General features: G+C 57.1%; 27 protein-coding genes and 3 pseudogenes. 9 read left to right on the top strand and 21 right to left on the bottom strand.

The genetic code is table 11. From position 1 onward, the window contains the following. Positions 1-3: 3 nt before the first annotated feature. Entirely contained in the window at positions 4-1047 is a 1044-nt protein-coding gene (locus PHT20_RS04320) for a type IV pilus twitching motility protein PilT (protein WP_301019562.1), read from the bottom strand. A gap of 65 nt (positions 1048-1112) precedes the next feature. On the opposite strand from PHT20_RS04320, the gene PHT20_RS04315 reads away from it, so the two are divergent. Next, complete coding sequence (locus PHT20_RS04315) at positions 1113-1805, top strand: YggS family pyridoxal phosphate-dependent enzyme (protein WP_301019561.1); 693 nt, start codon at positions 1113-1115, stop codon at positions 1803-1805. A 402-nt stretch (positions 1806-2207) separates the two neighbouring features. Here PHT20_RS04315 and PHT20_RS04310 read toward each other — a convergent pair. The 5 genes and pseudogenes from PHT20_RS04310 to PHT20_RS04290 form a co-directional block, all read right to left on the bottom strand. Beyond that, positions 2208-2447: pseudogene (locus tag PHT20_RS04310) on the bottom strand (transposase); the annotation flags it as partial. Positions 2448-2564: 117 nt separating this feature from the next. Next, positions 2565-2834 (bottom strand): annotated as a pseudogene (locus PHT20_RS04305) (DUF6444 domain-containing protein); the annotation flags it as partial. A 95-nt stretch (positions 2835-2929) separates the two neighbouring features. Beyond that, complete coding sequence (locus PHT20_RS04300; RefSeq protein ID WP_301019560.1) at positions 2930-3469, bottom strand: DUF2946 family protein; 540 nt, start codon at positions 3467-3469, stop codon at positions 2930-2932. Next, positions 3462-4508: an alpha/beta fold hydrolase gene (locus PHT20_RS04295; protein ID WP_301019559.1), complete on the bottom strand. Its 1047-nt coding sequence runs from the start codon at positions 4506-4508 to the stop codon at positions 3462-3464. The genes PHT20_RS04300 and PHT20_RS04295 overlap by 8 nt, the downstream gene beginning before the upstream one ends. A 10-nt stretch (positions 4509-4518) precedes the next feature. Then, complete coding sequence (locus PHT20_RS04290) at positions 4519-4968, bottom strand: nuclear transport factor 2 family protein (RefSeq protein ID WP_300087347.1); 450 nt, start codon at positions 4966-4968, stop codon at positions 4519-4521. Between the two features lie 153 nt (positions 4969-5121). On the opposite strand from PHT20_RS04290, the gene PHT20_RS04285 reads away from it, so the two are divergent. The 3 genes from PHT20_RS04285 to PHT20_RS04275 are packed head-to-tail and all read left to right on the top strand — an operon-like array spanning position 5122 to position 7132. Beyond that, complete coding sequence (locus PHT20_RS04285) at positions 5122-5709, top strand: LemA family protein (RefSeq protein ID WP_300087338.1); 588 nt, start codon at positions 5122-5124, stop codon at positions 5707-5709. 20 nt (positions 5710-5729) lie between these two features. Then, complete coding sequence (locus PHT20_RS04280; RefSeq protein WP_366520890.1) at positions 5730-6611, top strand: TPM domain-containing protein; 882 nt, start codon at positions 5730-5732, stop codon at positions 6609-6611. Then, positions 6611-7132: a TPM domain-containing protein gene (locus PHT20_RS04275; RefSeq protein WP_300087341.1), complete on the top strand. Its 522-nt coding sequence runs from the start codon at positions 6611-6613 to the stop codon at positions 7130-7132. The genes PHT20_RS04280 and PHT20_RS04275 overlap by 1 nt, the downstream gene beginning before the upstream one ends. A gap of 96 nt (positions 7133-7228) precedes the next feature. Here PHT20_RS04275 and PHT20_RS04270 read toward each other — a convergent pair whose 3' ends face one another. The 9 genes from PHT20_RS04270 to PHT20_RS04230 all read right to left on the bottom strand — a co-directional run bounded on the left by PHT20_RS04270 (position 7229) and on the right by PHT20_RS04230 (position 14490). Beyond that, positions 7229-7645 (bottom strand): F0F1 ATP synthase subunit epsilon, encoded by a 417-nt coding sequence (locus tag PHT20_RS04270; RefSeq protein ID WP_300087343.1) that lies wholly within the window; start codon positions 7643-7645, stop codon positions 7229-7231. Between the two features lie 51 nt (positions 7646-7696). Continuing rightward, positions 7697-9121, bottom strand: coding sequence for a F0F1 ATP synthase subunit beta (atpD, locus tag PHT20_RS04265; protein WP_300087345.1), 1425 nt, complete (start codon positions 9119-9121; stop codon positions 7697-7699). A 48-nt stretch (positions 9122-9169) separates the two neighbouring features. After that, a complete protein-coding gene (gene atpG, locus PHT20_RS04260; RefSeq protein ID WP_300085970.1) occupies positions 9170-10066 on the bottom strand; it encodes a F0F1 ATP synthase subunit gamma in 897 nt (298 codons plus the stop codon). A gap of 28 nt (positions 10067-10094) precedes the next feature. Then, positions 10095-11648: a F0F1 ATP synthase subunit alpha gene (gene atpA / locus PHT20_RS04255; RefSeq protein ID WP_300085973.1), complete on the bottom strand. Its 1554-nt coding sequence runs from the start codon at positions 11646-11648 to the stop codon at positions 10095-10097. A 50-nt stretch (positions 11649-11698) separates the two neighbouring features. Next, positions 11699-12229: a F0F1 ATP synthase subunit delta gene (locus PHT20_RS04250; protein ID WP_300085976.1), complete on the bottom strand. Its 531-nt coding sequence runs from the start codon at positions 12227-12229 to the stop codon at positions 11699-11701. Positions 12230-12238: 9 nt separating this feature from the next. Next, entirely contained in the window at positions 12239-12709 is a 471-nt protein-coding gene (locus PHT20_RS04245) for a F0F1 ATP synthase subunit B (RefSeq protein WP_300085979.1), read from the bottom strand. A gap of 36 nt (positions 12710-12745) precedes the next feature. Beyond that, positions 12746-13000, bottom strand: coding sequence for a F0F1 ATP synthase subunit C (gene atpE / locus PHT20_RS04240; protein ID WP_300085984.1), 255 nt, complete (start codon positions 12998-13000; stop codon positions 12746-12748). A 66-nt stretch (positions 13001-13066) separates the two neighbouring features. After that, positions 13067-13957 carry a F0F1 ATP synthase subunit A gene (gene atpB / locus PHT20_RS04235; protein WP_300085987.1) on the bottom strand — a complete coding sequence of 297 codons (891 nt, stop codon included), beginning with the start codon at positions 13955-13957 and terminating at the stop codon, positions 13067-13069. Between the two features lie 14 nt (positions 13958-13971). Then, positions 13972-14490, bottom strand: a complete 519-nt coding sequence (locus PHT20_RS04230) for an ATP synthase subunit I (RefSeq protein ID WP_300085990.1) — start codon at positions 14488-14490, stop codon at positions 13972-13974. 112 nt (positions 14491-14602) lie between these two features. On the opposite strand from PHT20_RS04230, the gene PHT20_RS04225 reads away from it, so the two are divergent. From PHT20_RS04225 to PHT20_RS04210, 4 genes are all read left to right on the top strand, one after another. After that, entirely contained in the window at positions 14603-14887 is a 285-nt protein-coding gene (locus tag PHT20_RS04225) for a DUF493 family protein (protein ID WP_300085993.1), read from the top strand. A 168-nt stretch (positions 14888-15055) separates the two neighbouring features. After that, complete coding sequence (gene lipB, locus PHT20_RS04220) at positions 15056-15772, top strand: lipoyl(octanoyl) transferase LipB (RefSeq protein WP_301019605.1); 717 nt, start codon at positions 15056-15058, stop codon at positions 15770-15772. Between the two features lie 29 nt (positions 15773-15801). Beyond that, positions 15802-16818 carry a lipoyl synthase gene (lipA, locus tag PHT20_RS04215; protein WP_301019558.1) on the top strand — a complete coding sequence of 339 codons (1017 nt, stop codon included), beginning with the start codon at positions 15802-15804 and terminating at the stop codon, positions 16816-16818. A gap of 53 nt (positions 16819-16871) precedes the next feature. After that, positions 16872-20345, top strand: coding sequence for a DEAD/DEAH box helicase (locus PHT20_RS04210; RefSeq protein WP_301019557.1), 3474 nt, complete (start codon positions 16872-16874; stop codon positions 20343-20345). A 258-nt stretch (positions 20346-20603) separates the two neighbouring features. Here PHT20_RS04210 and PHT20_RS04205 read toward each other — a convergent pair whose 3' ends face one another. From PHT20_RS04205 to PHT20_RS04180, 6 genes and pseudogenes are all read right to left on the bottom strand, one after another. Beyond that, the gene (locus PHT20_RS04205; protein ID WP_366520889.1) at positions 20604-20924 is read right to left on the bottom strand and encodes a transcriptional regulator; all 321 of its coding nucleotides are present in this window, start codon (positions 20922-20924) and stop codon (positions 20604-20606) included. Continuing rightward, positions 20921-21280: a toxin gene (locus PHT20_RS04200; RefSeq protein ID WP_301019556.1), complete on the bottom strand. Its 360-nt coding sequence runs from the start codon at positions 21278-21280 to the stop codon at positions 20921-20923. The genes PHT20_RS04205 and PHT20_RS04200 overlap by 4 nt, the downstream gene beginning before the upstream one ends. Positions 21281-21483: 203 nt before the next feature. Continuing rightward, positions 21484-21654 (bottom strand): annotated as a pseudogene (locus PHT20_RS04195) (excinuclease ABC subunit A); the annotation flags it as partial. Next, positions 21629-21853: an osmotically-inducible lipoprotein B gene (locus PHT20_RS04190; RefSeq protein ID WP_301019555.1), complete on the bottom strand. Its 225-nt coding sequence runs from the start codon at positions 21851-21853 to the stop codon at positions 21629-21631. The pseudogene PHT20_RS04195 and the gene PHT20_RS04190, both read right to left, overlap by 26 nt. A 131-nt stretch (positions 21854-21984) precedes the next feature. After that, positions 21985-23373 (bottom strand): aminopeptidase P N-terminal domain-containing protein, encoded by a 1389-nt coding sequence (locus tag PHT20_RS04185; protein ID WP_301019554.1) that lies wholly within the window; start codon positions 23371-23373, stop codon positions 21985-21987. A gap of 93 nt (positions 23374-23466) precedes the next feature. Continuing rightward, positions 23467-24234, bottom strand: coding sequence for a nucleotidyltransferase family protein (locus tag PHT20_RS04180; protein WP_301019604.1), 768 nt, complete (start codon positions 24232-24234; stop codon positions 23467-23469). 152 nt (positions 24235-24386) lie between these two features. On the opposite strand from PHT20_RS04180, the gene PHT20_RS04175 reads away from it, so the two are divergent. Further along, complete coding sequence (locus PHT20_RS04175; protein ID WP_301019553.1) at positions 24387-26117, top strand: GGDEF domain-containing phosphodiesterase; 1731 nt, start codon at positions 24387-24389, stop codon at positions 26115-26117. Positions 26118-26126 lie beyond the last annotated feature (9 nt).

The following is a 26126-nucleotide window of genomic DNA, read 5'->3' as shown; positions in this document are numbered from 1 at the left end:
GTGTCAGCCAGGGAAGTTGTCCGGGATTTTGGCTTTGGAACGCGCCTCGGCCGGGCTGATGATGTTGCGCCGCACCAGGTCGGTCAGGTTTTGATCCAGCGTTTGCATGCCCACGCTATTGCCAGTCTGGATGCTGGAGTACATCTGCGCCACCTTGGCCTCGCGGATCAAGTTGCGAATGGCGCTGGTGCCCAGCATGATCTCGTGCGCTGCCACCCGGCCCTGGCCGTCTTTGGTTTTGCACAGCGTTTGCGAAATCACAGCTTGCAGCGACTCAGACAACATGGCGCGCACCATTTCTTTTTCTTCCGCTGGAAACACGTCAATGATCCGGTCAATGGTTTTGGCGGCGCTGCTGGTGTGCAGCGTGCCAAACACCAGGTGGCCGGTTTCAGCGGCGGTCATGGCCAAGCGGATGGTTTCCAGGTCGCGCATTTCACCCACCAAAATGGCATCTGGATCTTCGCGCAGGGCAGAGCGCAGTGCGGCGGCAAAGCTTTGCGTGTGCGGCCCCACTTCGCGCTGGTTGATCAGGCATTTTTTGGATTCGTGCACAAACTCAATCGGGTCTTCGACGGTGAGGATGTGGCCGAACTCGGTTTCATTGAGGTAGTTCACCATGGCCGCCAGCGTGGTGGATTTGCCTGAACCGGTGGGGCCAGTCACCAGCACCAAGCCACGCGGTTTAAGCGCCAGGTCGGCAAAAATTTTGGGACAGTTGAGTTGTTCAAGGGTCAAAATTTTGCTGGGAATGGTGCGAAACACCGCACCGGAACCCCGGTTTTGATTGAACGCATTGACCCGAAACCGCGCCAGCCCCTCAATCTCAAACGAGAAGTCAATCTCTAAAAACTCTTCATAGTGCTTGCGCTGCGAGTCGTTCATGATGTCGTACACCATGGCGTGCACTTGCTTGTGGTCCAGCGCCTCGACGTTGATGCGGCGCACGTCGCCATGCACCCGAATCATCGGTGGCAGCCCGGCCGAAAGGTGCAAGTCTGAGGCCTTGTTTTTCACGCTGAAAGCCAGCAACTGGGTGATGTCCACGGGTTCCCCTTGGTGTTTGTTACGCTCTGGCCTTGTCACGCTTTGACAAAAACCTCCACACAATTATGACCACGATTCAAACCCGCCTGCAGGCCGTGCACCAGCGCATAGACGCCGCCGCTCATGCCAGTGGCCGCCCCTCAAATGCTGTGACGCTGCTGGCGGTGTCCAAAACATTTGGCACAGATGCCGTGCAAGCGGCTTATGCCGCCGGGCAAACCGCCTTTGGTGAAAACTACATCCAGGAAGCGGTACAAAAAATCACTTTGCTGCACCATTTGCCGCTGCAGTGGCACTGCATTGGTCCCATCCAAAGCAACAAAACCCGCTTGGTGGCCGAGCACTTTGACTGGGTGCACACGGTTGACCGGCTCAAAATTGCCGAGCGCTTGAGTGCGCAACGTCCTGCCGAAAAGCCACCACTGCAGGTGTGCCTTCAGGTCAATGTGGACGGCGGCGCAACCAAATCCGGGGTGGTACCTGCAGAGGCTATGGCGCTGGCCAAAGCGGTGGCTCTGCTGCCTGGTTTGCACCTGCGCGGACTTATGTGCATTCCAGAGCCTGCTTTTGATTTTGTAGCTGCTTGTGCAGTATTCAGTAGGGCTAGAGGTCTATTTGATGCATTAAATGCGGAAGGCTTGGCGCTCGACACGCTGTCCATGGGCATGAGTGCCGACCTGGAGGCCGCCATTGCCAGCGGCAGCACCATGGTGCGCGTGGGCTCGGCCATTTTTGGCGGACGGCACTATCCGGCTTGAAACTTGCCGGCCTTGCTTGTGACGGTGCGAGGCAAAGAGGTTGGACAACTTGGCTGATTGGCTGGCCGGCACAAATCAAGGCTTTTGGCGCGTCCCGTTTGGTGCATACCAAGACTGACAAAGTTGATGCAGAGTTGATTGCTGCGTTCTGTGCTGAACGCAATTCACCGCCTTGGCAGTCCCCAGCCCCAGCCGAGCAGGCTTTGCGCGCCTTGGTGTTGCACTTCATTTTTGCGCGAACCAGGGCTACAGGCTGTTTTCTTATAAATCGTCGTAACTACTCAGGTATCCAGCCCAGCCATGCAGCCCACGCCCCCATAAGAATTCAGGAATTCAAGCCAACTGAGGTTGAATCGGCTGGCCCTGAAAGACACTGACCAGACAATCAAACAGACAGGCTTTTTGTTTGCGCATGGTGGCCAAGTACGAGCGAATGGTGAAGAACGTTTTGGCTCCCTCAATCGTGCACAAGCACCCCGAGACCTTCTGTCGAACCTTGGCCATGCGCAGCGCCTGCTCGGCCAAGTTGTTGATGAACGGTACGCCCACATCGGTCATGAAGCGCCATACATCGTCTTTGTAGTTGCGCAGGCGCAGCAGCAGATTGAATGCCTTGCATTGCCTGAGTTTGCCCCGCTTGCCAGTGGGTGCTCCCGTGTACTTTTGTTCTGGGTTGAAGCGCTCACCACGCTGCAGCAATAGCGTCCATTGCTCGGTGAACCATATCTGGCGCTGCGGTGGCAGTGGTGCACGTTGGCTCAGAGTTGCACCTCTGTGGCCGGGCTGTCCACCAGATGGTTTTGCGCTTTTGCCACGCAGAGACTTCGGCGCTGGTTTAGCCAGGCCATCCGTACTTGGGGGTTTGCTGGAGTTACTGCTGTTGAGGCTTAAGCGAGCTTGAAGCTCCTTGATCGACTGCTGCATCGCAGCCAATTGCTTGCCCAGGCTTTGCACCGGATTCCACAACGTCACAATGAGCGCGTCCTTTTCTACGTGACTGAGTGTGGTGAGGTCGGGCAAGCTTTGCATTGCCTCAATTCTTGCTCATGAATTCATAGCGTACTGAGTAGTTATTTTTTAAGAGCATTTTAGGCCTATAGTGCTTATAAATAAAGCGCTTATAGCTATTTATTATGTAGCAATTCAGGGCTTTTGACAAAGCCGAATTGGGTTTCCAGATTGGCTTGAGTGGTGTCTTGAGGGCTCCAAACGCCTTGTTCAATTTGAAGCGCAGCCTGCGCTACGTCTTGGCTGTGCACCAGGCCAAAACCCAAATCTGTTGCCAGGTAGAGCCAACCTAGGTCATCAAGCCAGCAGGACTGCACCACCGCGACGTGACCCATGTGGTCGTGGACGTGGCCATCGGGCTGCAGCCGCCAGACCAGCGGGGTGGCTTGCAGCTCTACAAACACCCGCTGTGGCCCATTTTGAAACGCCCAGCAGCCGCGTGCATCGGGCGCGTAGTTGCGCCCGATGAAGGCCAGCAACTTGTCGTGGCGCAATTCAGCGCCTTTGCTGCCCGCCAGCCCGCTGGCAAACCCACCCAGCGCCTGTGTGCGGTCGTCGCGCATGAACCAGTTGCCACGTGCATCCAAGCCCAGCCAGCCGTAACAGTCGGGCACATTGGGCCATTTGGCCATGGCTTGCTTGACGAGGTCATCCATCTGAGCATCCTTTGAGGTTGAAGTTGGCCTGCTGCGCCAGCCAGGCCACCACGGCTTGTGGCAAGGCTTGAATCTGTCCCGGCCACGGTGCTTGTGCAAACCCCACATGGCCACCCTGGCGGGGTTGCCACAGCGTGACATGGCGGCTGACCTGGTGGGCGTGGGGCAGACTGGCCGCAGGAACAAACGGATCATTTTGCGCATTCACCACCAGGCTGGGCAGCTGCAGCCGGTGCAGGTGTGGCAGAGCAGATGCACGCTGCCAATAGTCTTGCGTGTTTTGAAAGCCATGAAGTGGCGCGGTGAAGACGTTGTCAAAGTCATACAGCGTGCGCGCCTTGAGCAAGTCTTGCACTTGAAACAGCCCTGGGTGTTGCGCCAGCTTTTGCAGCGCTTTGGGTTTCATGCTGCGCAAAAACATGCGGGTGTAGACCCACCGGTTAAATCCCAGCCCCATGGCCTGACCGCTGGCCGTCAAGTCCAACGGGGCGGACACACTGGCAACGGCGCTGGCAAGCTGCAGCGCTTGGCTGCCTGCCTCTTGCGCCCAGCGCAGCAGCACGTTGCCCCCCAAAGACACGCCCACCACCCACAAAGGGCGCGTCGTGTGCTGGCGCAAGCGCGACAGCAGCCACCCCACTTCTTCAAAATCACCGGAATGGTAGGCACGCGGGGCCAGGTTGATCTGGCCACTGCAGCCACGAAAGTGCGGCACTGCAAAGTTCAGACCGCAATCGTGCGCCACGCGCGCAAATGCCAGTGCGTAGTGGCTGCGTGACGACCCCTCTAACCCATGAAACAGCACCAGTAGCGGCGCTTGCATGGGGCGTGGGCTAAGGGTGAGCCAGTCCACATCCACAAAGTCGCCATCTGGCGTAGGCCAGCGCTGGCGCTCGTAGCGAATGGCAGCCAGCGCTGCAGGGCAGCTGTGCCGCACCCGCAACGCTGGCCAAATGGTCTGTGCATGACCACCTGGCAACCAGCCAGGTGCTATAACTTTTGGAGCTGATTGCGCTTGATTGACAGGCACGAGAGGCATTTTTTGACCATCAATGCAGCACAGGCGGTTTTTCGGTGATGTCTTCAGTCTCACGCGGGCTGCCTTGGCTGGCATGGTGCGCCACCAGGCGCCACCCCTGGGCGGTCTTGTGGTAGACGTTGGTGGCCATCACAAAAGCATCCACCGGGCCTTCGGGGGTGAGGATTTCAATGCGCTCACGCACGCTGTGCACGCTGCTGGCCAGGGCTTCAATCTTGCGCACGTCTTGGGCGCTGATGCGCAAACTGGCGTTGCTGAACATCGACTCAAACGCGGCACGAATCACCCCCAGCCCCACCAAGCGAGGGCCGCCAGGGTGAATGCAGACCACTTCGTCTTCGTCTGCCCAACAGGCCATCAGGCGCTCAAGGTCGCCCTTTTGCAAAGCTTCGTAGAAACTTGCCTCAATTTCGTCGGCTGAGCCGCCCACGGTGGCTGCAATTTTTTTGGCTTTGGACATGGCGGTGTGTGGCTGGTAGAAGCGTTTGATTTTGACCGCATTTGAAACACTCGCCCGCGCCATGCCCTCAATAGCCGTATGACAGCTCACATCAACGCCGGTGGCGGATCGCATGACGTGTGCTAACGTATTGTTTTTATTCTGGAGGTGCTCATGAAACGCTGGATTTTGATGCTGCTTGCCGCGGTGCTGTTGTCAGGCTGTGGCTACAACGACTTTCAACGCTTGGACGAACAAACCAAGTCGGCTTGGAGCGAAGTGCTGAACCAGTACCAACGCCGCGCCGATTTGGTGCCCAATATTGTGGCCACAGTCAAAGGCGAAGCTGCTTTTGAACAAGACACGTTGACCAAGGTGATTGAGGCGCGCGCCAAAGCCACCTCGATCCAGGTCACGCCGGAAACCTTGAACGACCCCGCGGCCTTTGGCAAGTTTCAGGCGGCACAAGGCGAGTTGGGCTCCGCACTGAGTCGGCTGATGATGGTGTCTGAGCAGTACCCCAATTTGAAAGCCAACCAGGGCTTTAGCGATTTACGGGTGCAACTTGAAGGCACCGAGAACCGCATCACGGTGGCACGCAATCGCTACATTCAATCGGTGCAAGATTACAACGTGCTGGCGCGCAGCTTTCCCAGCAACTTGACCGCCATGGTGTTCAGTTACGCGCCCAAGCCCGCCTTTGCGGTGCAAAACGAGGCCGCCATTTCTGCCCCGCCGGTAGTGGATTTCAATAAAAAATGAATCTCCGCGCAGCATGGTGCTTGAAGCTGCTCGGTTGGCTGCTGGCACTGTCATTGGGCGGGCACAGTTGGGCACAACAAGCGGTGCCGGCTTTAACCGGCCATGTGGTTGACACTTCTGGCACTTTGACAGCCCCCCAGGTAGCTGAACTTGAAGCCACTTTGGCCAGTTTTGAACAGACCAAGGGGTCACAAGTAGTGCTGCTGCTGGTGCCCAGCACGCTACCGGAAGACATTGCAGCTTATGCCAACCGTGTGGCCAACAGCTGGAAAATTGGTCGCAAAGACGTGGGTGACGGTGTGCTGATGGTGGTAGCGGTGCAAGATCGCAAACTGCGCATTGAAGTGGCCAAAACCCTGGAAGGTGCGGTGCCCGACTTGGCCGCCAAGCGCATCATTGACGACACCATCAAGCCGCGTTTCAAACAGTCTGACTACGCCGGTGGGCTGCAAGCAGGTGTGGCACGGCTGACCGCACTGATTGCAGGTGAAGCCTTGCCTGAGCCTGCCGCAGCAGCGGCAACAGGGGCAAACCAGGCAGAGACAGGCTTTGACTGGATGCAATTGGGCGTGTTCATGTTCATCGCCGTGCCTGTGGTGGGTGCGGTCACGCGAAACATGTTAGGGAAAAAGTTGGGGGCGGTGGCCACTGGCGGTGTAGCGGGTTTCATCACCATGATCCTCACCACCAGCCTCATGTTGGCTGGCCTAGCGGGGGTGCTGGCGCTTATCTTCACCTTGATTCAAAGTTTTAACCCCCCTCGGGGCGGACGAGGTGGCCACGGTGGTGGCTGGGGTGGCGGCGGCGCTGGCATGGGTGGGTTTGGCGGCGGCTCAGGTGGCGGATTTAGCTCTGGTGGTGGTGGCGATTTTGGTGGCGGTGGCGCCTCGGGAGACTGGTGATGTGGCAGCGATTTGTACGTCTGATGAAGCACCGCTGGCAAAGTGACGATGCGGCCAGCCAATGGCTGCCACCTGCCGCGCAGGCAAGGTTGACTGAGGCTGTAGCTCAATCTGAAACCCAGCACAGTGGGGAAATCCGCATTCACATTGAATCTGCGCTGCCCAACAGCTACCTTTGGCAAGACATTCCTGTGGCCGAGATGGTTCACCAGCGTGCCTTGAGCCTGTTCGGCAAACTCAAGGTGTGGGACACCGAACACAACAACGGCGTGTTGATTTACCTGCTGTTGGTGGAAAGACGGCTTGAAATTGTGGCCGACCGAGGGCTGAACCGACAAGTGCCGCCCAACACCTGGGTGAATTTGTCGGCACGCATGAGTGCCGCATTCAAATCAAGCACCCCCGAAGCAGGACTGCACATGGCACTGCAGGAAGTCAACCGCCTCTTGGCCACCTATTTCCCCATCACCTCCCAGCAAGACAATCCGGATGAATTACCCAATGAGCCAATATTGAACTGACGGTGCAGGGTCATGTGGCCGTAAACGATGACCACAAAAAAAGCCAGCAGTCGACAAAGCGAATGCTGGCTTTTGAGAGAGACAAAGCTCTGACGGTTATTTCTTGTTGCGGTATTTGCGCAGAGCCGCAATTTGAGCCGCCATCACTGCCAATTCAGACGAGGCGCGAGCCAAGTCAAGGTCAGTCTTGGCGTTTTTAACCGCATCTTCGGCGGCCAGCTTGGCAGCATTGGCTTTTTCATCGTCAAGGTCTTTGCCGCGAATGGCGGTGTCAGACAAAACGGTGACGCAGTTGGGTTGCACTTCAAGAATGCCACCCGCCACGAACACAAATTCTTCACTGCCATCCGCTTGTTCAATGCGTACCGAACCCGCTTTGATGCGTGTGATCAAAGGTGTGTGGCGTGGGTAAATGCCCAGTTCTCCGGCTTCGCCAGGCAAGGCCACAAAACGCGCCTCGCCCGAGAAAATGGATTCTTCGGCACTTACCACATCAACATGAATAGTGTTCATTTTTTTCCTAATCAGTTGGGGGCAGCGCTAACGAGCCGCCCCGTAAAGCCATCAGACTTTCTTGGCCTTTTCAAACGCTTCGTCAATGGTGCCGACCATGTAGAAGGCTTGTTCTGGCAAATGATCGCACTCACCAGCCACGATCATCTTGAAGCCACGAATGGTTTCAGCCAAAGAAACGTATTTGCCAGGTGAACCGGTAAACACTTCAGCCACGTGGAACGGTTGAGACAAGAAACGTTGAATCTTGCGGGCACGAGCCACGGTCAATTTGTCTTCAGGTGCCAATTCGTCCATGCCGAGAATGGCAATGATGTCGCGCAACTCTTTGTAGCGTTGCAGTGTGCCTTGCACAGCGCGGGCGGTTTCGTAATGGTCTTGACCCACCACGTTCGGGTCAAGCTGGCGGCTGGTGGAGTCCAGTGGGTCGACGGCGGGGTATATACCGAGAGAGGCAATGTCACGGCTCAGCACCACAGTGGAATCCAAGTGGGCAAAGGTGGTGGCTGGCGACGGGTCGGTCAAGTCATCGGCAGGCACGTAAACGGCTTGGATGGAGGTGATGGAACCCACCTTGGTAGATGTAATACGCTCTTGCAAACGACCCATTTCTTCAGCCAGGGTAGGCTGGTAGCCCACGGCGGAAGGCATACGACCCAACAGCGCCGACACTTCGGTACCGGCCAAGGTGTAACGGTAAATGTTGTCCACAAAGAACAGCACGTCTTTGCCTTCGTCGCGGAACGACTCGGCAATGGTCAGACCCGTCAGAGCCACGCGCAAACGGTTACCTGGGGGCTCATTCATCTGCCCGTAAACCATGGACACTTTAGAGTCTTCAAGTTTCTCCAGGTTCACCACACCAGAGTCGGCCATTTCATGGTAAAAGTCATTGCCTTCACGGGTACGTTCACCGACACCAGCAAACACTGACAAACCGCTGTGTGCTTTGGCGATGTTGTTGATCAGTTCCATCATGTTCACGGTCTTGCCGACACCGGCACCACCGAACAAGCCGACCTTGCCGCCCTTGGCGAACGGGCAAACCAAGTCAATCACCTTGATGCCGGTTTCCAGTAATTCTTGTGACGGGCTCAACTCGTCATACACCGGGGCTTTGCGGTGAATGGGCATGTGCAAAGTGGCATTGACTGGGCCGCGTTCATCAATGGGTGCACCCAGCACGTCCATGATGCGACCGAGTGTGGCAGTACCCACGGGCACTTGAATGGCCTTGCCCGTGTTGGACACCATCAAGCCACGGCGCAAGCCATCACTTGAACCCAGTGCAATGGTGCGGACAATGCCGTCACCCAATTGCTGCTGAACTTCGAGTGTCAATGAAGAGCCTGCGAGCTTGAGGGCGTCGTAAATGTGAGGCATGTGTTCACGTGGAAACTCCACGTCGACCACAGCGCCAATGCACTGAACAATCTTGCCTTGAACGCTTGCGTTCGTTTGAGTATCTTGAGCCATTTGGTTCTGCTCCAATGTAAATTTAAGTGTGCGTGCGAAGACGTGGGGTTAGCCGCTGATGGCTGCCGCGCCAGAGACAATTTCTGACAACTCTTTGGTGATGGCCGCTTGACGGGTCTTGTTGTAGACCAATTTCAACTCGCCAATCACGTTGCCAGCATTGTCCGTGGCCGCTTTCATGGCGACCATGCGTGCTGCGTGCTCGGAGGCCATGTTTTCAGCCACCGCCTGAAAAACCAACGCCTCTACATAGCGAACCAACAGGTCATCAATCACGGTTTGCGCGTCTGGCTCATAGATGTAGTCCCAGCCATGTTTGATGCCTGTGGCTTGTTCGCTGGCCTTGGCTTGGGCTTGCATTTCAACCGCAGACAAAGGCAACAGCTGCTCCATCACCACTTCTTGCTTCATGGTATTGATGAAGCGTGTGTAGGTCAGGTAAACCGCATTGACTTCACCCTTGGCATATGCATCCAATAACACCTTGACGGGGCCGATCAGGCGTTCAAGATGAGGACGATCGCCCAGTTGCGTGACATGAGCCACCACCTTGGCGCCAATGCGATTCAAAAACCCCAAGCCTTTGTTGCCGATGGCCACCGCTTGGGTGGTCATGCCAGCCGTCTGGACTTCACGCAGCTTGTTGGTCACACCACGCAACACATTGGTGTTCAGACCACCGCACAGCCCTTTGTCAGTGCTGACCACAATCATGCCCACCGATTTGGCATCGTTGGGTTTCATGAAAGCATGCACGTACTCAGGGTTAGCTTGACCCAAATGCGCCGCAATGTTGCGGACTTTTTCAGCGTACGGGCGAGCCGCACGCATCCGCTCTTGGGCCTTACGCATTTTGGAGACAGAAATCATCTCCATGGCCTTGGTGATCTTCTTCGTGCTTTCGAAGTTTTTGATCTTGCCGCGTATTTCCTTGCCAGTTGCCATATCAGTCTCCTAATCGTGTGAGGTGACCTTAAGCAAACGTCTTCTTGAAGGCAGCCACAGCAGTGTTCAATTCAGCTTCTGCATCCTTGTCCATGGCACGTGCAGCTTCGAGCTTGGCCAACAAAGCAGCATGCTTGTCTTTCAAATAGCCGTGCAAGCCATGCTCGAACGCCAACACCTTGTTCACAGCGATGTCATCAAGGTAACCCTTGTTGACAGCAAACAAGGTGGAACCCATCAGGGAAATTGGCAGTGGGCTGTATTGGGCTTGCTTGAGCAATTCGGTCACGCGTGCACCGCGGTCGAGTTGCTTGCGTGTGGCCTCATCCAAATCAGAAGCAAACTGAGCAAAAGCCGCCAGCTCACGGTACTGTGCCAAGTCGGTACGAATACCGCCAGACAAGTTCTTGATCAATTTGGTTTGCGCTGCTCCACCCACGCGAGACACCGAAATACCAGCGTTGATGGCCGGACGGATACCCGCATTGAACAATGAAGTTTCCAAGAAGATTTGACCATCGGTGATTGAAATCACGTTGGTAGGCACGAAGGCTGACACGTCACCCGCTTGGGTTTCAATGATGGGCAAAGCTGTCAACGAACCAGTTTTGCCTTTGACTTCACCTTTGGTGAAGGCTTCCACGTAATCGGCGTTCACGCGTGCGGCGCGCTCCAACAAACGGCTGTGGAGATAGAACACGTCGCCAGGGTAAGCTTCGCGGCCTGGTGGGCGACGCAACAGCAAAGACACTTGGCGGTAAGCCACGGCTTGCTTGGACAAGTCGTCGTACACGATCAATGCGTCTTCGCCACGGTCACGGAAATATTCGCCCATGGAGCAGCCAGAGTAGGCAGCCACATATTGCATGGCAGCAGACTCAGAGGCGGTAGAAGCCACCACAATGGTGTATTCCATGGCACCGGCTTGCTCAAGCGAGCGCACCACGTTTTTCACGCTGGAGGCTTTTTGACCAATCGCCACATACACGCAGGTCATGTTTTGACCTTTTTGATTGATGATGGCGTCAATGGCTACGGCAGTTTTGCCGGTTTGACGGTCGCCAATGATCAATTCGCGCTGACCACGACCCACAGGCACCATGGAGTCAATCGACTTCAGACCAGTTTGCATGGGTTGATCGACAGACTGGCGGGCAATCACGCCGGGCGCCACTTTTTCAATCACATCGGTCATCTTGGCGTTGATGGGGCCTTTGCCATCAATCGGCTGACCCAAGGCATTCACCACGCGGCCTTTGAGCTCGGGACCCACCGGCACTTCAAGAATACGACCCGTGCATTTGACCGTGTCGCCTTCAGAGATGTGCTCGTATGCGCCCAAAATCACGGCACCGACCGAGTCACGCTCCAGGTTCAGTGCCAAACCATAGCTGGCTTGACCTTCAGCATCTGACGGGAATTCAAGCATTTCGCCTTGCATCACGTCTGAAAGACCATGAATGCGGACGATACCGTCGGTCACGGACACCACGGTACCTTGATTACGGATGTCGGCTGTGGCTGACATGCCTTCAATACGGCTCTTGATCAGTTCAGAAATCTCTGCGGGATTGAGTTGCATGGCTCTTTCCTTCTTTCGTTAAACAGGCCTGGGACTTGAGGGCAAAAGCCTCAAGCCGTCAGTGCCATTTTCATTTGTTCCAAACGAGCCTTGACGGATGTGTCAAGAACTTCGTCACCCACGACCACCTTGATGCCACCAATGAGCTCAGGCTGCAACTCAACTGACACATTGAGTTTTCGTGCAAAACGCTTTTCCAAGACTTGTTCAGCTTCTGCCAGTGCAGCACTGTCCATTGGAAAAGCGCTGTAAATCACGGCATCGCTTGAGCCGCTTTTGGCGTTCACCAGTGCCCGAAACTGCACCGCAATTTCAGGCACAAAAGCCAGACGCTGGTTTGCAATCACGGTTTGAATGAAGTTTTGAGCGTGTGAATTCAACGCCGACTTCATCACCCCGGTGATGACTGCTTCAACCTGCGCATCAGTGGCTTGCGGGCTGTCTGCAAACTCCAGCAGCTGGACTTGTGCCGTGATGCAGGCAAGTTCATCAAGCCAAGTCAACACAGACTTTGCATCTGATGCACTGGCTTTGAACAAAGCCTCAGCGTAGGGACGAGCAATAGTGGCAAGTTCAGCCATGGCGACCTCTTAAAGCTCGGTCTTCAAACGAGACAGCAAATCAGCATGCACGCCAGCATTGACTTCCTTGCGGAGAATCTGCTCGGCGCCCTTCACAGCGAGTGTGGCCACTTGCTCACGCAAGGCTTCACGCGCTTTGACGGTCTGCTGATCAGCCTCAACCTTGGCGGCAGCAACAATTTTGTTGCCTTCCTCAGTGGCTTTGGCTTTTGCGTCTTCAATGATGGACAAGGCGCGCCGTTCGGCATCAGCCAAACGAGATGCGGTTTCTGTGCGTGACTTGACCAGTTCGTCTTCAACCCGTTTGTTAGCGGATGAAAGTTCGGATTTGGCCTTGTCTGCAGCAGCCAAGCCGTCTGCGATTTTCTGAGCGCGGTCGTCAAGTGCTTTGGCTATGGGTGGCCACACGAATTTCATCGTGAACACCACCAACATGAAAAACACCGCCATTTGCGCGAAGAATGTTGCGTTAATACTCACAACAACCCCTCTCTAATTGGTGAAAGGCGAAGGAAATTAACCTACGTGGATAACGAACGGGTTTGCAAACGCAAACATCATGGCAATACCCACACCAATCAGGAACGCAGCGTCAATCAAACCAGCCAACAAGAACATTTTGGTTTGCAATTCATTCATCAATTCAGGTTGACGAGCAGCAGCTTCGAGGTATTTGCTACCCATGATGCCAATACCGATACAAGCACCGACAGCACCCAAACCAATGATCAAACCAGCAGCCAGCGCCACCAAACCAAGCACGTTTTCCATTTAAAGCTCCTATGGATTCAAGTTGAAAAGAAAAAAGAAAAAAGAAAAAACTAACCTACAAAACTATCAGTGATGGTCGTGGGCTTGCCCCACATACACCAAGGTCAACATCATGAAAATGAAGGCCTGCAAAGCAACAATCAAAATGTGAAAAATTGCCCAACCGGTACCCGCCACCACATGACCCAACCACAATGCCACGCCAGTGGCGGAGCCAAAACCAACCGCACCCATCAGCGCAATCAGCATGAACACCAACTCACCCGCGTACATGTTGCCAAACAACCGCATGCCATGCGACACCGTTTTGGCAGTGAATTCAATCATTTGCATGCTGAAGTTCAGCACACCCAATATCAACGCAAAAATCGGATTTTTACTGGTGCCAAAGGGCGCTGTGACCAGCTCATGTGCCCAGCCACCTGCACCCTTGATCTTGACGTTGTAATACAAGCACACCAACAAGACGGAAGACGACATGGCCAACGTGGTGGACAAATCTGCTGTAGGCACCACACGCATGTAAGCGTGTTCAACGTCGTAGCCCATGCCGCCGTAAATCATTTTCCAAATCAGGGGAAGCAAATCAACGGGCAAAAAGTCCATTGAATTAAGTAAAAACACCCAGATGAACACGGTCAGCGCCAGAGGACCCACAAACTTGCGTGACTCAGCGTTGTGAATGATGCCTTTGGCTTGGGTATCGACCATTTCCAACAGAATTTCAACTGCTGCCTGCATGCGCCCGGGCACACCCGCCGTGACGCTTTTGGCAACACGCCACATCACAAACATACCCAAGCAACCCAGCAAGATAGACCAAAAAATGGAGTCTAGGTTGAGCACCGACATGTCAATCACACCAGACTGATGACCAGCCTGAAAATGACGCAAATGGTGACCAATGTAGTCACCAGCAGTCAGTACTTCTTTTACAGCGTTTTCTTCAGCAGCCATCAGTTACTCTTTGATCAGTTACTTTTACCGTGCGGCAAATGTTCGCCATGAATGAATTGAACTGGTTTCTCTTTGCGCCTAAACAGCAAAGCCAACCAATACACCTTGAGCGTGACCACCAAGCCCACCAGCATGGCCGGCCAACTTAGCTGTGTCACCCAACGTTGAGCCGCATACAACATACTCAACGTCACCAAAATCTTGATCAGCTCCCACACAAAGAAGCTCACCACCGCTGCACCCGGATTGATGCGGGCAAACTGCCCGGTCAAACCACGCGCAAACAACGCCGCAGGCACAACCACTGCCAACGCACCCCAGGCCACTGATTTGGCAACCACACCATCAAACAGCAACCCAGCCACACCAGCAGCCACCAAGCCCACAGCCCCCTGACACAAAACAACCCACCAAGGTGAAACAACTGGGTGGGCTTTGGCAAGCGCATTGGCTTGCTCTCGGGTCAGCGGCACAAAATCTGACGCATCGTCAAAGTCTGCTTGCCATTCTCTTGAAGGTGGTATTGTCGCCATGTACATTACGCCTACTTTACAGGTTGGCTTGCCTAGTTCAGCCTTCGATTATACGTAGAAAACCAACAACATCAACCCCCTTAACGCTTTTCACAATTCACAGTCATCTGCCATGACAGTCCAACCGCCTCATGTTGAACCCCCTTCTTTGATCGAATATCCATGCCTTTTTCCCATCAAGGTGATGGGGCTCAAGGTCGACGGCATGGTGCACGCCATCACCCACATTGCCGAACAATTTGACCCCGCTTTTGACGCCCGCACAATTGAGCTGCGCGAAAGCAAAGGCGGCAAATACCTGGGTGTCACCCTCACCATCAACGCCACCAGCCGCGTACAACTTGACGAGATTTACCGCACCTTGTCCACGCATCCGATGGTCAAAGTGGTGCTGTAGCCATGCCCACGCTAGACTGACTGAACCGCGCAGCCGCCTTACAGAACAAATTAATTGGGGTCAGATTCCAATTAAATCGCATTCGACGCAATAGACATGGAAAACAATTCGACTCTGACCCCCATTGATTTAGGCCGCTTGGTGGCTTATGAGCCAACCTATGCGGCGATGCAAGTTTTCAATGCAGCGCGTACCCCCGAAACCCCTGACGAACTATGGATTTGTGAGCATGTTCCGGTCTATACACAAGGGCTAGCTGGCAAAAAAGAGCATATTTTCAACCCCGGCGACATTCCCGTGGTGCAAACCAACCGGGGCGGCCAGGTCACTTACCACGGCCCCGGCCAAGTGGTGGCTTACCCGCTGCTGGACTTGAAACGCCGCGGCTATTTCGTCAAGGAATACGTCTACCGGATTGAAGAAGCCGTCATCCGCACGATGCTGCACTTTGGCGTGACCGGCCACCGGGTGGCGGGTGCGCCCGGCATTTATGTGCGGCTGGATGACCCGGCCGGACACGCACTGCTGCCACAGCGGCCGCAAAGAAAAGTCAACGTCGCTCCAGAATGGGGGTCAGAGCCGTTCCGCTCTGCGGCCGGATCTGACCCCCATTCTTCCGCCGCAGCACTTGCAACGCATTCCATTACCCCCGACTTCACCGGGCTGGGCAAAATTGGCGCTTTGGGTATCAAAGTCAGCCGCAACTGCACCTACCACGGCGTGGCACTGAACGTGGCCATGAACCTGGAACCTTACTCACGCATCAACCCCTGCGGCTACCAAGCCTTGACAACGGTAGACCTTTTTACAATCGGCGTTTCCGTCAGCTGGGACGAGGCTGCCCAGGTGCTGAGCCAAAAGCTTGCCACCTACCTTGCCCCCTGAACCCTTCCACCGACCTGGCACCCGACACCATGAACCCAAGCCCCACCGTTCCCGCAAGCGCCAACCCCACTGTGCGCGAAGCCCAGTCGCAAGCCGACTACAACCCGTCAGCCAAGCAAAAATCTGCCGCCAAGCTGTCGCGCATTCCGGTCAAAGTGGTACAGGGCGAGGTGCTGCGCAAGCCCGATTGGATTCGCGTCAAGGCCGGCAGCCCCACCACGCGCTTTTATGAAATCAAAGACGTGCTGCGCGCCAACAAACTCGTCACCGTGTGCGAAGAAGCCAGCTGCCCCAACATTGGCGAATGCTTTGGCCACGGCACCGCCACCTTCATGATCATGGGTGACAAATGCACCCGGCGCTGCCCGTTTTGCGATGTCGGCCACGGCCGACCCGACCCGCTGGATGCCAACGAGCCGGTCAACCTGGCCAACACCATTGCCCAGCTCAAACTGAAATACGTGGTGATCACCAGCGTGGACCGTGACGACTTGCGTGACGGCGGCGCCGGGCACTTTGTCGCATGCATCGAGCAGATTCGCGCCAAGTCGCCACAGACGCAAATTGAGGTGCTGGTGCCTGACTTCAGGGGCCGCGACGACCGCGCGCTTGAAATCCTCAAAGCCGCACCGCCCGACGTGATGAACCACAACCTGGAAACCATCCCGCGCCTGTACAAGGAAGCGCGCCCTGGCTCAGATTACCAATTCAGCCTGAACCTGCTGCAAAAATTCAAAGCGCTACACCCGGATGTGCCGACCAAAAGCGGCCTGATGGTCGGCCTGGGTGAGACCGACGACGAAATTCTTGACGTGATGCGCGACATGCGTGCGCACGGCATCAACATGCTGACCATTGGCCAGTATTTGGCGCCCTCTACCTCCCACCTGACGGTGAAACGCTACGTGCACCCGGACGTGTTCAAGATGTTTGAAGCCAAGGCCTACGAGATGGGTTTCAGCCACGCCGCCGTGGGCGCCATGGTGCGCTCTAGCTACCACGCCGACCAGCAGGCCGGGCATGCCTTTTCGCAGCCTAATATATAAATTAATTTTGATAGCTACTCACGCTTTATTCATAAGCGCTAGAGGCCAATTTGATGTCTAATTATTCAGCCCAGTCCAGTCTCTGGCTCGACCTCGCCACGCTGGTGCAAAAGTGCGACACCGCCACCTACACCCGTGGCCTGGAGCTCTACCGCAACCAGCGCGTGCTCTCGCTCAACATCGAGCCCATGAAAGACGTCTGGCTGCTGATGGGCGACGTGCAAGGCAGCGCCCGCCACCCCTACCAGGTGTCGATTGAGATCAAACGCGGTGCCAGTGGCAAAGTGCTGGAGTGGGACAGCGACTGCACCTGCCCGGTGGGCTACCAATGCAAACACGGCGTGGCGCTGATGATCAAAGCGGCCTACAAAGGCCAGCAAATGCTGGGCAACACCGTCGTCCGCCTCAGCAGCAAACCCAGCGCCAAAGAGCTTGAAGCACAGCGCCTGGCCGACATTGCCCAGCGTGAGGCAGCGGCCAAACTCGAAGCCGAGCGCACCGTGCTGCGCTGGCTCGACGACCTGGAGCAGCAGCGCAGCAAAACCCTCGACCCCAGCCACACCGCGCCCGCCGCCAAAACCAAAGCCCCGGTGCAGCGGCAAGAGCAATTTTTGTATTTGCTCAATGTGCTCTCGCCCCAAAGCGCCACGCCGCAACTGACCTTGGAGGTGGTGCTGTCATACACCAAAACCGTGGGCGGCTGGGCCAAGGCCAAACAGCTTAAATTCGACCCCGAGCGCGGCCAGCCGGTCTATGACCTGGCCACCGAGGCCGACCGCGACATCATTCAGCTGATGCGCGCCATGCGCAGCGTGGCCAGCAATTACTACTACAGCTATGGCGTCAAATCGCGCGTCACGCTGGAAGGCAAATTTGGCCTGCAGGTGCTGCAACTCGCCGCCAGCACCGGGCGCCTGTTTACTGGCAGCAACGACGGCCAGCCGGGCAACCCGGTGACCTGGGGGCAGCCGCTGAATGTGCGCTGGCAATGGCACGAAGTGGCCAAACTCAAAGACGCTGAATCAGCCTGGACACTGCGCGCCGATCTGAACCACCCCTTTGCCAAACTGTGCCTGAACAACCCGCCGCTGTACCTGGACGGCATCAACGGCGTGTGCGGCTTGGCCGATGTCCAAGGCATAAGCCTGGGGCAAATGGGCGTGCTGCTGAAAACCCCGCCGCTCAATGCGCAAGCCCTCAAAACGCACCAAGCCCAATTGGTCGAGCGGCTCGGCCCCGTGCCCATGCCACCGGTGCTGGAGCAGCTCAAAACCCTGACCGGCATCGCCCCGCGCGCCTGCCTGCACCTGGCGCCCGTGCCCGCGCCAGACGTGCCCAGCATGGGGCTGATGCAAGCCACGCTGCGCTTTGACTACGCCGGCCACCGCGGCTGGTGGGTCGGCCAAGGCACCACCGTGCTGGTGGACGATGCGCAAGGCCGCTGCCTGCTGCACCGCGACCCACAAGCCGAGCTTGAAGCCATCACCCACCTAATGGAGCTCAACCTGGTGGCACACGGCAACGGGGTGTTTGGCCTGGACAAAGACCTCAACCAACAGCGCTGGCTGCGCTGGGCTGACGAAGACTATGCCGAACTGCGCTATGCAGGTTTCGAGGTCACGCAAGACGAAGCGCTGAAAGACTGGATTCAACACGGCGAAGCCTTGACCGTGAACCTGCAAGCCCAGGGCGATGACGAGGCCACCTCGCCCTGGTTTGACCTCAGCCTGGGCATGGAGATCAATGGCCAGCGCCACAACATCTTGCCGTTTTTGCCCGAACTCATCAAAATAGCCGCCAGCAGCCCGCGCGACGAGGCCACCGGCCTGCCGCACATTCCGCCTTTTGTCTACCTGCCCGCGCCCACTGGCGGCTTCATCCGCTTGCCGACCGACAACCTGTTGCCCTGGCTGGCTGCCCTGCTGGAACTGGTGGGCGACCGCGACCATGATTTCACCGGCGAGAGCCTGAAACTCTCGCGCCTGGACGCCATGCGCACCACCGCCAGCTTGGGCGAAGGTGCGGTGTGGGAGGGTGCGCACCATCTTCGCGAGCTGGTGCAACGCCTAAGTGGCCGCGCCGAACTGCCCGCCGTGCCGCTGCCCAGCAGCGTGCACGCCACCCTGCGCCCCTACCAGCAGCACGGCGTGAACTGGCTGCAGTTCTTGCGCGAATTCGGCCTGGCCGGCATCTTGGCCGACGACATGGGGCTGGGCAAAACGCTGCAAACCCTGGCCCACATCCAGATCGAAAAAGACGCTGGCCGCCTGACCCACCCGGCGCTGATCATTGCCCCAGTGAGCCTGATGGGCAACTGGAAGCGCGAGGCCGAGCGCTTTTGCCCCGGCCTGCGCAGCCTGGTGCACCACGGCCTGGATCGCCATGAAGCGGCAGACACCATGGCCGAGCACGACATCGTCATCGCCCCCTATTCCCTGTTGCACCGTGACCGCGAACGCTGGCTAGAGGCGCAGTGGCATCTGGTGGTGTTGGATGAAGCACAAAACATCAAAAACGCCGCCACCAACGCCGCCCAGGTGGCCAGCGAGCTCAAGTCCCACCACCGCCTGTGCCTCTCAGGCACGCCGATGGAAAACAACCTGGGCGAAATCTGGAGCCTGTTCCACTTTTTGATGCCGGGCTTTTTGGGCAGCCAAAAGCGCTTTCAAGAGCTGTTTCGCAACCCCATTGAAAAGCAGGGCGACCCCGAGGCGCTGCACCAGCTGCGCGCCCGCGTCACACCCTTCATGCTGCGCCGTACCAAGGCGCTGGTGGCGCACGAACTGCCACCCAAGGTGGAAACCGTGATGCGTGTGGAGCTCTCAGGCAAGCAGGCCGACCTGTACGAAACCATTCGCCTGGGCATGGAAAAAACCGTGCGCGAGGCGCTCAACACCAAAGGCCTGGCCAAGTCGCAAATCACCATTTTGGATGCGCTCTTGAAGCTGCGCCAAGTCTGCTGCGACCCGCATCTGCTCAAACTTGACGCCGCCAAAAAGGTCAAGACCTCGGCCAAGCTGGAGCAGCTGATGGAGATGCTGCCCGAAATGCTGGGCGAGGGACGGCGCATTTTGCTGTTTTCGCAATTCACCAGCATGCTCACGCTGATTGAGGCCGAGTTGCAAAAACGTGGCATTCAATGGGTCAAACTCACTGGCCAAAGCCAAAAACGCGACGCGCTCATTGAGCGCTTTACCAGCGGCGAGGTGCCGCTGTTTTTGATCAGCCTGAAGGCCGGTGGTGTGGGGCTGAACCTGCCACAAGCCGACACCGTCATCCACTACGACCCGTGGTGGAACCCGGCGGTAGAAGCCCAAGCCACCGGCCGCGCCCACCGCATTGGCCAAACGCAAAGCGTGTGGGTGGTGAAACTGGTGGCACAAGGCACGATTGAAGAGCGCATTCTGGCGCTGCAAGACCGTAAAGCTGCTTTGGCCGAGAGCATGTACAGCGGCTCAGTGGGGCGCAAACAGCCGCTGTTCAGTGAAAGTGATGTGCAAGAGCTGCTCAAGCCACTATCGAAATAGTAGCTGCTTGTGCTTATAAAACATGGTCTAGAGCTCTATTTGTCTTAAATTTTCAAATTCCACCGCAGAACCAGCCAGAACCTGTTGACGCGGCGGACGGTTTGGCCGATTAAAAGCAATGGTTGACCATCCTGGCGCTGGTGACACGAAGTCGTGTTCGGCGGGGTGATACCAACTCATACGTTTTCGTCACTTTGATTTGCCAATCAACTCAATACAGGGCGACACACCCATGTCCCCAAGCATTGGATTGAGACTTCAAAGCGCAGCCAATCGCTGCACCATGTCTGGGAACTGAGCCACCATTCGTATCAACAGCGATGCCTGAGCATTGGGTTTGGCACGGCCCTGCTCCCAGTTTTCGAGCGTTCGCGGGTTGGTGCGTAGGTAATGCGCAAACACCGGTCGCGACAAGCGCAATTGTTCGCGCACCTGAAGCACGTCTTGCGGCAACAACACTGGCACAGGCTTGCTTTCAGTCTTGAAAGTGCGCAACGTCAGCTTGCCCTCGCGTTCCGATTTCAGGGCTTCAAAGCCTTCAGTCAACTCAGCAAAAATATCGCGTTTATGAGTCATCATGTTTGTTCTTCACCTGGGGTTTGACGGTTTGTCAACTCGTTTTTCAAAAGCTGTTTGAGCACTTTGCGTTGTGCCGTTGTCAAATCGGCGGCCTGATCTTTGTCGTAGACCGTAAAAAGCCAAAATTGATCACCGCCTGACCAAAAGTAGTAAATCACCCGCAACCCACCACGCTTGCCTTTACCTCGACGCGGATCGGCTTGACGCAGTTTGCGCAAACCACCCGCGCCTTCTATGACATCCCCTGCTGTGGGGTTGTCCATCAGCTCAAGCTGAAACAGCCTGTAGGCTTCGTCGTCCATGTATTCTTTGCGAATTCGCTCGAAAGGTGGTAGCTCGACGAAAGTAGCTTTCATTGACAAATTGTACGTTACTTACGTATTAGAGTGAACTTCCCAGGAAGTTGCAGTTCGCGACCATCGGCTGGCGCTGCATTGGAATCGGCGGGTGCAACTTGACATAACCCCCGTTGTATAAGCTGGCGCACGGCAGCGGGCCTGCACTGTCAACACTGCGGCCTTATGCGGCTTCAGCCATGTCGCGCCGAACAATGCGTCCAAGCACGCTGGCCTTTGCGGTCACCTTTGAGGGCTTCGAGTTGGTTACCAGGCGGCACCCGCAAAAACTCGATGACCGTGGCCGCGTGAATTTGCTGCAATTTGCGCATCGCCACAGCTTCAAAGTTGGCGAATCGGGCGACCCGTTTACTTGCGCCCAACCCGATCCCCAATCACGCCGCCCAGTACCCCGCCGCCCACGGTGCCCACGGCGCTGCCGCCCGTCAAAATAGCACCCGTGGCTGCACCAATGCTGGCGCCGGTGATGGTGTTGCGGTCGCGATGCGACAGGTTGGCGCAGCCGCCCAACAGCAGCGCACTCACCAACAAAGCGCCATGCCGAACCCAACTGACCTGACTTGTTGTCCACATGAACATGCTCCTTGCTTCAAAAAAAGGAGTCATCATCGCTCAGTCCATGCGCACGCCGCGCTGAAAAAGTGACTGAATGTGTCTTGCATGCGCACCGTGGAACATGCCGTTACAACAGATACAACAAGCCCTTACCCTCTCATCAAGGCCTCAATCTCGTCCACGGCCACGGGCACGTCGCGGGTGATGAGCTCGCAGCCGGTGGGTGTGACGATGGCATCGTCTTCAATGCGAATGCCGATGTTGTGAAAAGCTTCGGGCACGCCGTAAGCTGGGCGCACGTAAATACCAGGCTCAATGGTCAGCACCATGCCAGGGCGCAGGATGCGTGCCGGGCGGTCTTTGATGGTGTCGCCAGTCAGGGCGTCTTGGCGCTGGCTGACCTGACCGATTTCGCTGGGCTCGGTGTAGTCACCGCAGTCGTGCACGTCCATGCCCATCCAGTGGCCGGTGCGGTGCATGTAAAACGGAAAGTAGGCGCGCTGCTCGATCACGTCTTGCAAGCTGCCAACCTTGTTTTTGTCTAGCAAACCCACGTCCAGCATGCCTTGCGCCAGCACGCTGACTGCTGCCTCATGCGGGTCGGTGAAACGCGCACCTGGTCGGGTGGCCGCCACAGCGGCCGTTTGCGCCGCCAGCACCAGTTCATAAAGCGTGCGCTGTGCACCGGTAAATTGGCCGTTGGCGGGGAAGGTGCGGGTGATGTCGCTGGCATAGCCGTCAAGCTCGCAGGCGGCATCTATCAACACCAGTTCGCCATTTTGCACGCGGCCGCGGTCGGCGCGGTAGTGCAGCACGCAGGCATTGGCACCGGCGGCCACAATGCTGCCGTAGGCCGGAAACTGCGCGCCGTGGCGGCGAAATTCGTGCAGCATTTCTGCTTCAAGGTGGTATTCGCGCACCTCTTGGCCGGTGCGCAGCATCTGGGCACAGCATTGCATGGCGCGAATGTGTGCCGCTGCGCTGATTTTTCCGGCACTGCGCAAGATGGCTTGCTCGTGCGGGTCTTTCACCAGGCGCATTTCGTCCAGCACACCGCACAGGTCGCGCTGGGTTTGCGGGCACAGCGCGCCATAGCGCACCCGGGCGCGCAGGCTGGCCAGCCAGGTTTCAAGCCGGGTTTCAAGCCCTTTGTGGATGGCAAACGGTATCCACACCGCGTCGCAGCCGTCCAGCAGGGCGGGCAATTTGGCGTCCAGGTCAGCCACAGAAAACGCGGCATCCAGCCCCAGCTGGGTGGGCGCGGCTTCTGGACCGAGGCGGTAGCCATCCCAAATTTCGCGCTGCGGGTCTTTGGGTTGGCAAAACAAGGTGCTGCGGCCGTCGCCGGTGATGACCAGCCAGGCATGCGGTTCGGTGAAGCCGCACAGGTAATAAAAATAGCTGTCGGGGCGGTACGGAAAGTCGCAGTCGCGATTGCGCTGCTGCTCTGGCGCGGTGGGAATGAGGGCAATGCCTTTGGCGCCCAAGTGCTGCACCAGTTGGGCACGGCGCTGGGCGTAAACAGAAGATGTGGTCATGGCGAAAGCTTTCAGAAAATCAGTCAGATAAACAAGGGCAGTGACACGCGATAGATTTGGCACCGTGGTGTTTTCACATGAATTCAAACCGGGTCAAGCGGCGTTGAGCTCTGCCAGGCGCTGCGGCGTGCCCACGTCAGTCCAGGAGCCGGTGTAGAGCTCGGCAGTGACCAACGCATTGTCCATGGCGCGGCGCAGCAGCGGTGCCAGTGGGGCTTTGACGCCCAGCGGGTTGCCTGGCGCAATGTCGCACCAAGGGGGCTCAAACAACGCACGCCGAAACACCCCGATGGTGGAATAGGTGTAGCGCGCTTGACGGCTATCAAAGGGCAGGTTCAGTGCCAGCGCGTGGCTGCCGTCTGCGCTGGGTTGCAAGCCAAAGTCACCCCCTGGGTTGTGCGGCGGGTTGGGCACCAGCCACAGATGCGCCAGTTTGTCACTGGCGGCCAAGCGCGCCAACGCGTGCGGGGCAAAGTCAAAACCAGGGGTGAACACGTCGCCCGCCAACAGCCAAAACACGTCGCCCAAATGCGGCAAAGCGCGTGCAATGCCGCCCGCTGTTTCTAGCGCTGCGCCAAAGTCGCGCCCTTCAGAAGAGTAGTGAAGGTGCAATAAATGCTCTGCATTCAATAGCTGCTCACGCTTATTTGATAAGCTATAGAGGCCAAAAACACTCTTAAATTTGTGCTCAATGCTGTCTGCCAGCCACGCGGTGTTGACCACCACACGCGGGCAGCCAGCGCGCGCCAAGGCTTCCAGGTGCCACTGCATCAGCGGCTTGCCTTGCACCACCAGCAAGGGCTTGGGGCAGGTGTCGGTCAGCGGGCGCATGCGCTCGCCGCGGCCAGCAGCCAGCAGCATGGCGCTGGCCAGTGGCAATGGGGGTGGGGCAGGGTGTGACAAGGTTGCAGCTAGGGTGTAACAGGGTAGATAAGCATAGCGCCATTGACCTGCGGGTGGCGGGCGGCTGTGTCCCGTTATCATGACAACAACCGCCATTCAAAGGGTTTGACATGACCGCCCAGTTACTGCCCCGCCAGACACCGCCAGAGCTCTCTCCCCTTGAGCTGCAGCGGCTGCATTCGCGCATCATCAACGACAGCGACCAAGGCATTTTGATCACAGACGCGCACGAGCACATTGTGTCGGTCAACGCGGCCTTCAGCAAAATCACCGGCTACAGCTTTGATGAGGCCATCGGTCAGACCACCGACTTGCTGCGCTCAGGCGTTCACGATGCAGAGTTTCGCGCCAAAGTGACCGCCTCCATGGCTGGCGCAGGGCCCTGGCAAGGGGAAATCATTGGTCGGCGCAAAAACGGCGAACTGTTTCCGCAAAACGTGTCGATCAGCGTGGTGCGGGATGCTACGGGAAACATTACCCACGCGTTTTCAATTTTTTCAGACATCAGCGTGCTGCATGAGGCGCAGGCGCGGATTGTGCGGCTGGCCAATTTTGATGACTTGACCGGGCTGCCCAACCGCAGCCACTTTATTCAGCTCACTGAGGTGGCGCTGGCCAGCTCCAAACGGACGCAGCAGGTGGGCGCGATTTTGATGGTGGATTTGGAGCGCCTGAGCACCATCAGTGACTCGTTGGGGCTGGATGTGGCAGACGAGTTGCTGAAACTCATCAGCCAGCGTTTTCGCCTGACACTGCGCAGTGCCGATGTGCTGGCCAAAGTGGGAGCCGACCAATTTGTGGTGGCGTTGCTGAACCTGGAGCAACGCGAGCACGCTGGCATTGTGGCCAAAAAGCTGCTGTCTGCCATGGATGAGGCGTTTCAGCTGGCCGGCCAACTGGTGCATGTGGGCGTGAACGTGGGCATAGCCGTGTTTCCAGACGACGCCCAAGACGTGGCCACACTGCTGCGCTGTGCCGATGTGGCGGTGAACCGCATGAAAGCCGAAGAATCCTCTGGCTACCTGTTTTACAGCGCCGAGATGAACCAGCGCGCCAAAGAAAAATGGCAGCTTGAAGGCGAGCTGCGGCACGCCCTGGTGGCGCAGCAACTGGTGCTGTATTACCAGCCCAAAGTGAGTCTGCACACCGGCGAGATTGTGGGCGCAGAGGCCTTGATCCGCTGGCGCCATCCGGTCAACGGCATGGTGTCGCCAGCCAAGTTCATCCCGGTGGCCGAAGAAACCGGGCTGATTTTGGACATTGGCAGCTGGGTGCTTGACGAGGCCTGCCGCCAGCTGCGCGCCTGGCAAGACGCGGGGCTGCACATGCCCCCCATTGCCGTCAATTTATCTGCCCGCCAGTTTGACCGCTTGTTGCCACAGCGGCTGTGGGCCGTGCTTGAGCGCCACCAGTTGTCGCCCAAACTTTTGCAACTTGAGATCACCGAGAGCCTGCTGGTGCGTGGGGCAGAAGGCGTGATCAGCATCATGAACGAGCTGGTGGCCATGGGGCTGGCGCTGTCGATGGACGACTTTGGCACGGGCTACTCCAGCCTGTCATACCTCAAGAAATTTCCGATCACCACGCTCAAAATTGACCGTGCTTTTGTCATTGGCGTACCCGCCGATGAAAACGACTGTGCCATTGCCCGCGCCATCGTCACCCTGGCCAAGCAGTTGCGCCAAGAGCTGGTGGCCGAGGGGGTGGAAACGCCCGAGCAAATGGCGTTTTTACGCGGCTTGGGCTGTGATCAACTGCAAGGCTATCTGTTCAGCCCGCCAGTGACAGTGCCAGAGTTTGAGCGCATGGTGCAATCTGGTGCCAAGCTGGCGCTAGGCTGAGTTGACTGG

The organism is Rhodoferax sp., from assembly GCF_028715765.1.
GTDB lineage: Bacteria > Pseudomonadota > Gammaproteobacteria > Burkholderiales > Burkholderiaceae_C > Rhodoferax.
The sequence above is the reverse complement of the archived record's forward strand: the minus strand, read 5'-3'. Positions and strand labels throughout refer to the sequence as shown.

What these genes read in the sequence shown, in the direction of transcription:
- PHT20_RS04250 (WP_300085976.1), bottom strand. Translation starts at nt 12,229, where the DNA reads ATGGCTGAACTTGCCACTATTGCTCGTCCCTACGCTGAGGCTTTGTTC.
- atpG (WP_300085970.1), bottom strand. Translation starts at nt 10,066, where the DNA reads ATGGCAACTGGCAAGGAAATACGCGGCAAGATCAAAAACTTCGAAAGC.
- PHT20_RS04200 (WP_301019556.1), bottom strand. Translation starts at nt 21,280, where the DNA reads ATGAAAGCTACTTTCGTCGAGCTACCACCTTTCGAGCGAATTCGCAAA.
- PHT20_RS04185 (WP_301019554.1), bottom strand. Translation starts at nt 23,373, where the DNA reads ATGACCACATCTTCTGTTTACGCCCAGCGCCGTGCCCAACTGGTGCAG.
- PHT20_RS04290 (WP_300087347.1), bottom strand. Translation starts at nt 4,968, where the DNA reads ATGTCCAAAGCCAAAAAAATTGCAGCCACCGTGGGCGGCTCAGCCGAC.
- PHT20_RS04300 (WP_301019560.1), bottom strand. Translation starts at nt 3,469, where the DNA reads ATGGATGACCTCGTCAAGCAAGCCATGGCCAAATGGCCCAATGTGCCC.
- PHT20_RS04175 (WP_301019553.1), top strand. Translation starts at nt 24,387, where the DNA reads ATGACCGCCCAGTTACTGCCCCGCCAGACACCGCCAGAGCTCTCTCCC.
- PHT20_RS04230 (WP_300085990.1), bottom strand. Translation starts at nt 14,490, where the DNA reads ATGGCGACAATACCACCTTCAAGAGAATGGCAAGCAGACTTTGACGAT.
- PHT20_RS04275 (WP_300087341.1), top strand. Translation starts at nt 6,611, where the DNA reads ATGTGGCAGCGATTTGTACGTCTGATGAAGCACCGCTGGCAAAGTGAC.
- atpA (WP_300085973.1), bottom strand. Translation starts at nt 11,648, where the DNA reads ATGCAACTCAATCCCGCAGAGATTTCTGAACTGATCAAGAGCCGTATT.
- PHT20_RS04285 (WP_300087338.1), top strand. Translation starts at nt 5,122, where the DNA reads ATGAAACGCTGGATTTTGATGCTGCTTGCCGCGGTGCTGTTGTCAGGC.
- PHT20_RS04210 (WP_301019557.1), top strand. Translation starts at nt 16,872, where the DNA reads ATGTCTAATTATTCAGCCCAGTCCAGTCTCTGGCTCGACCTCGCCACG.
- PHT20_RS04180 (WP_301019604.1), bottom strand. Translation starts at nt 24,234, where the DNA reads ATGCTGCTGGCTGCTGGCCGCGGCGAGCGCATGCGCCCGCTGACCGAC.
- PHT20_RS04295 (WP_301019559.1), bottom strand. Translation starts at nt 4,508, where the DNA reads ATGCCTCTCGTGCCTGTCAATCAAGCGCAATCAGCTCCAAAAGTTATA.
- atpE (WP_300085984.1), bottom strand. Translation starts at nt 13,000, where the DNA reads ATGGAAAACGTGCTTGGTTTGGTGGCGCTGGCTGCTGGTTTGATCATT.
- PHT20_RS04225 (WP_300085993.1), top strand. Translation starts at nt 14,603, where the DNA reads ATGACAGTCCAACCGCCTCATGTTGAACCCCCTTCTTTGATCGAATAT.
- lipB (WP_301019605.1), top strand. Translation starts at nt 15,056, where the DNA reads ATGCAAGTTTTCAATGCAGCGCGTACCCCCGAAACCCCTGACGAACTA.
- lipA (WP_301019558.1), top strand. Translation starts at nt 15,802, where the DNA reads ATGAACCCAAGCCCCACCGTTCCCGCAAGCGCCAACCCCACTGTGCGC.
- PHT20_RS04205 (WP_366520889.1), bottom strand. Translation starts at nt 20,924, where the DNA reads ATGATGACTCATAAACGCGATATTTTTGCTGAGTTGACTGAAGGCTTT.
- PHT20_RS04315 (WP_301019561.1), top strand. Translation starts at nt 1,113, where the DNA reads ATGACCACGATTCAAACCCGCCTGCAGGCCGTGCACCAGCGCATAGAC.
- atpD (WP_300087345.1), bottom strand. Translation starts at nt 9,121, where the DNA reads ATGGCTCAAGATACTCAAACGAACGCAAGCGTTCAAGGCAAGATTGTT.
- PHT20_RS04270 (WP_300087343.1), bottom strand. Translation starts at nt 7,645, where the DNA reads ATGAACACTATTCATGTTGATGTGGTAAGTGCCGAAGAATCCATTTTC.
- PHT20_RS04190 (WP_301019555.1), bottom strand. Translation starts at nt 21,853, where the DNA reads ATGTGGACAACAAGTCAGGTCAGTTGGGTTCGGCATGGCGCTTTGTTG.
- atpB (WP_300085987.1), bottom strand. Translation starts at nt 13,957, where the DNA reads ATGGCTGCTGAAGAAAACGCTGTAAAAGAAGTACTGACTGCTGGTGAC.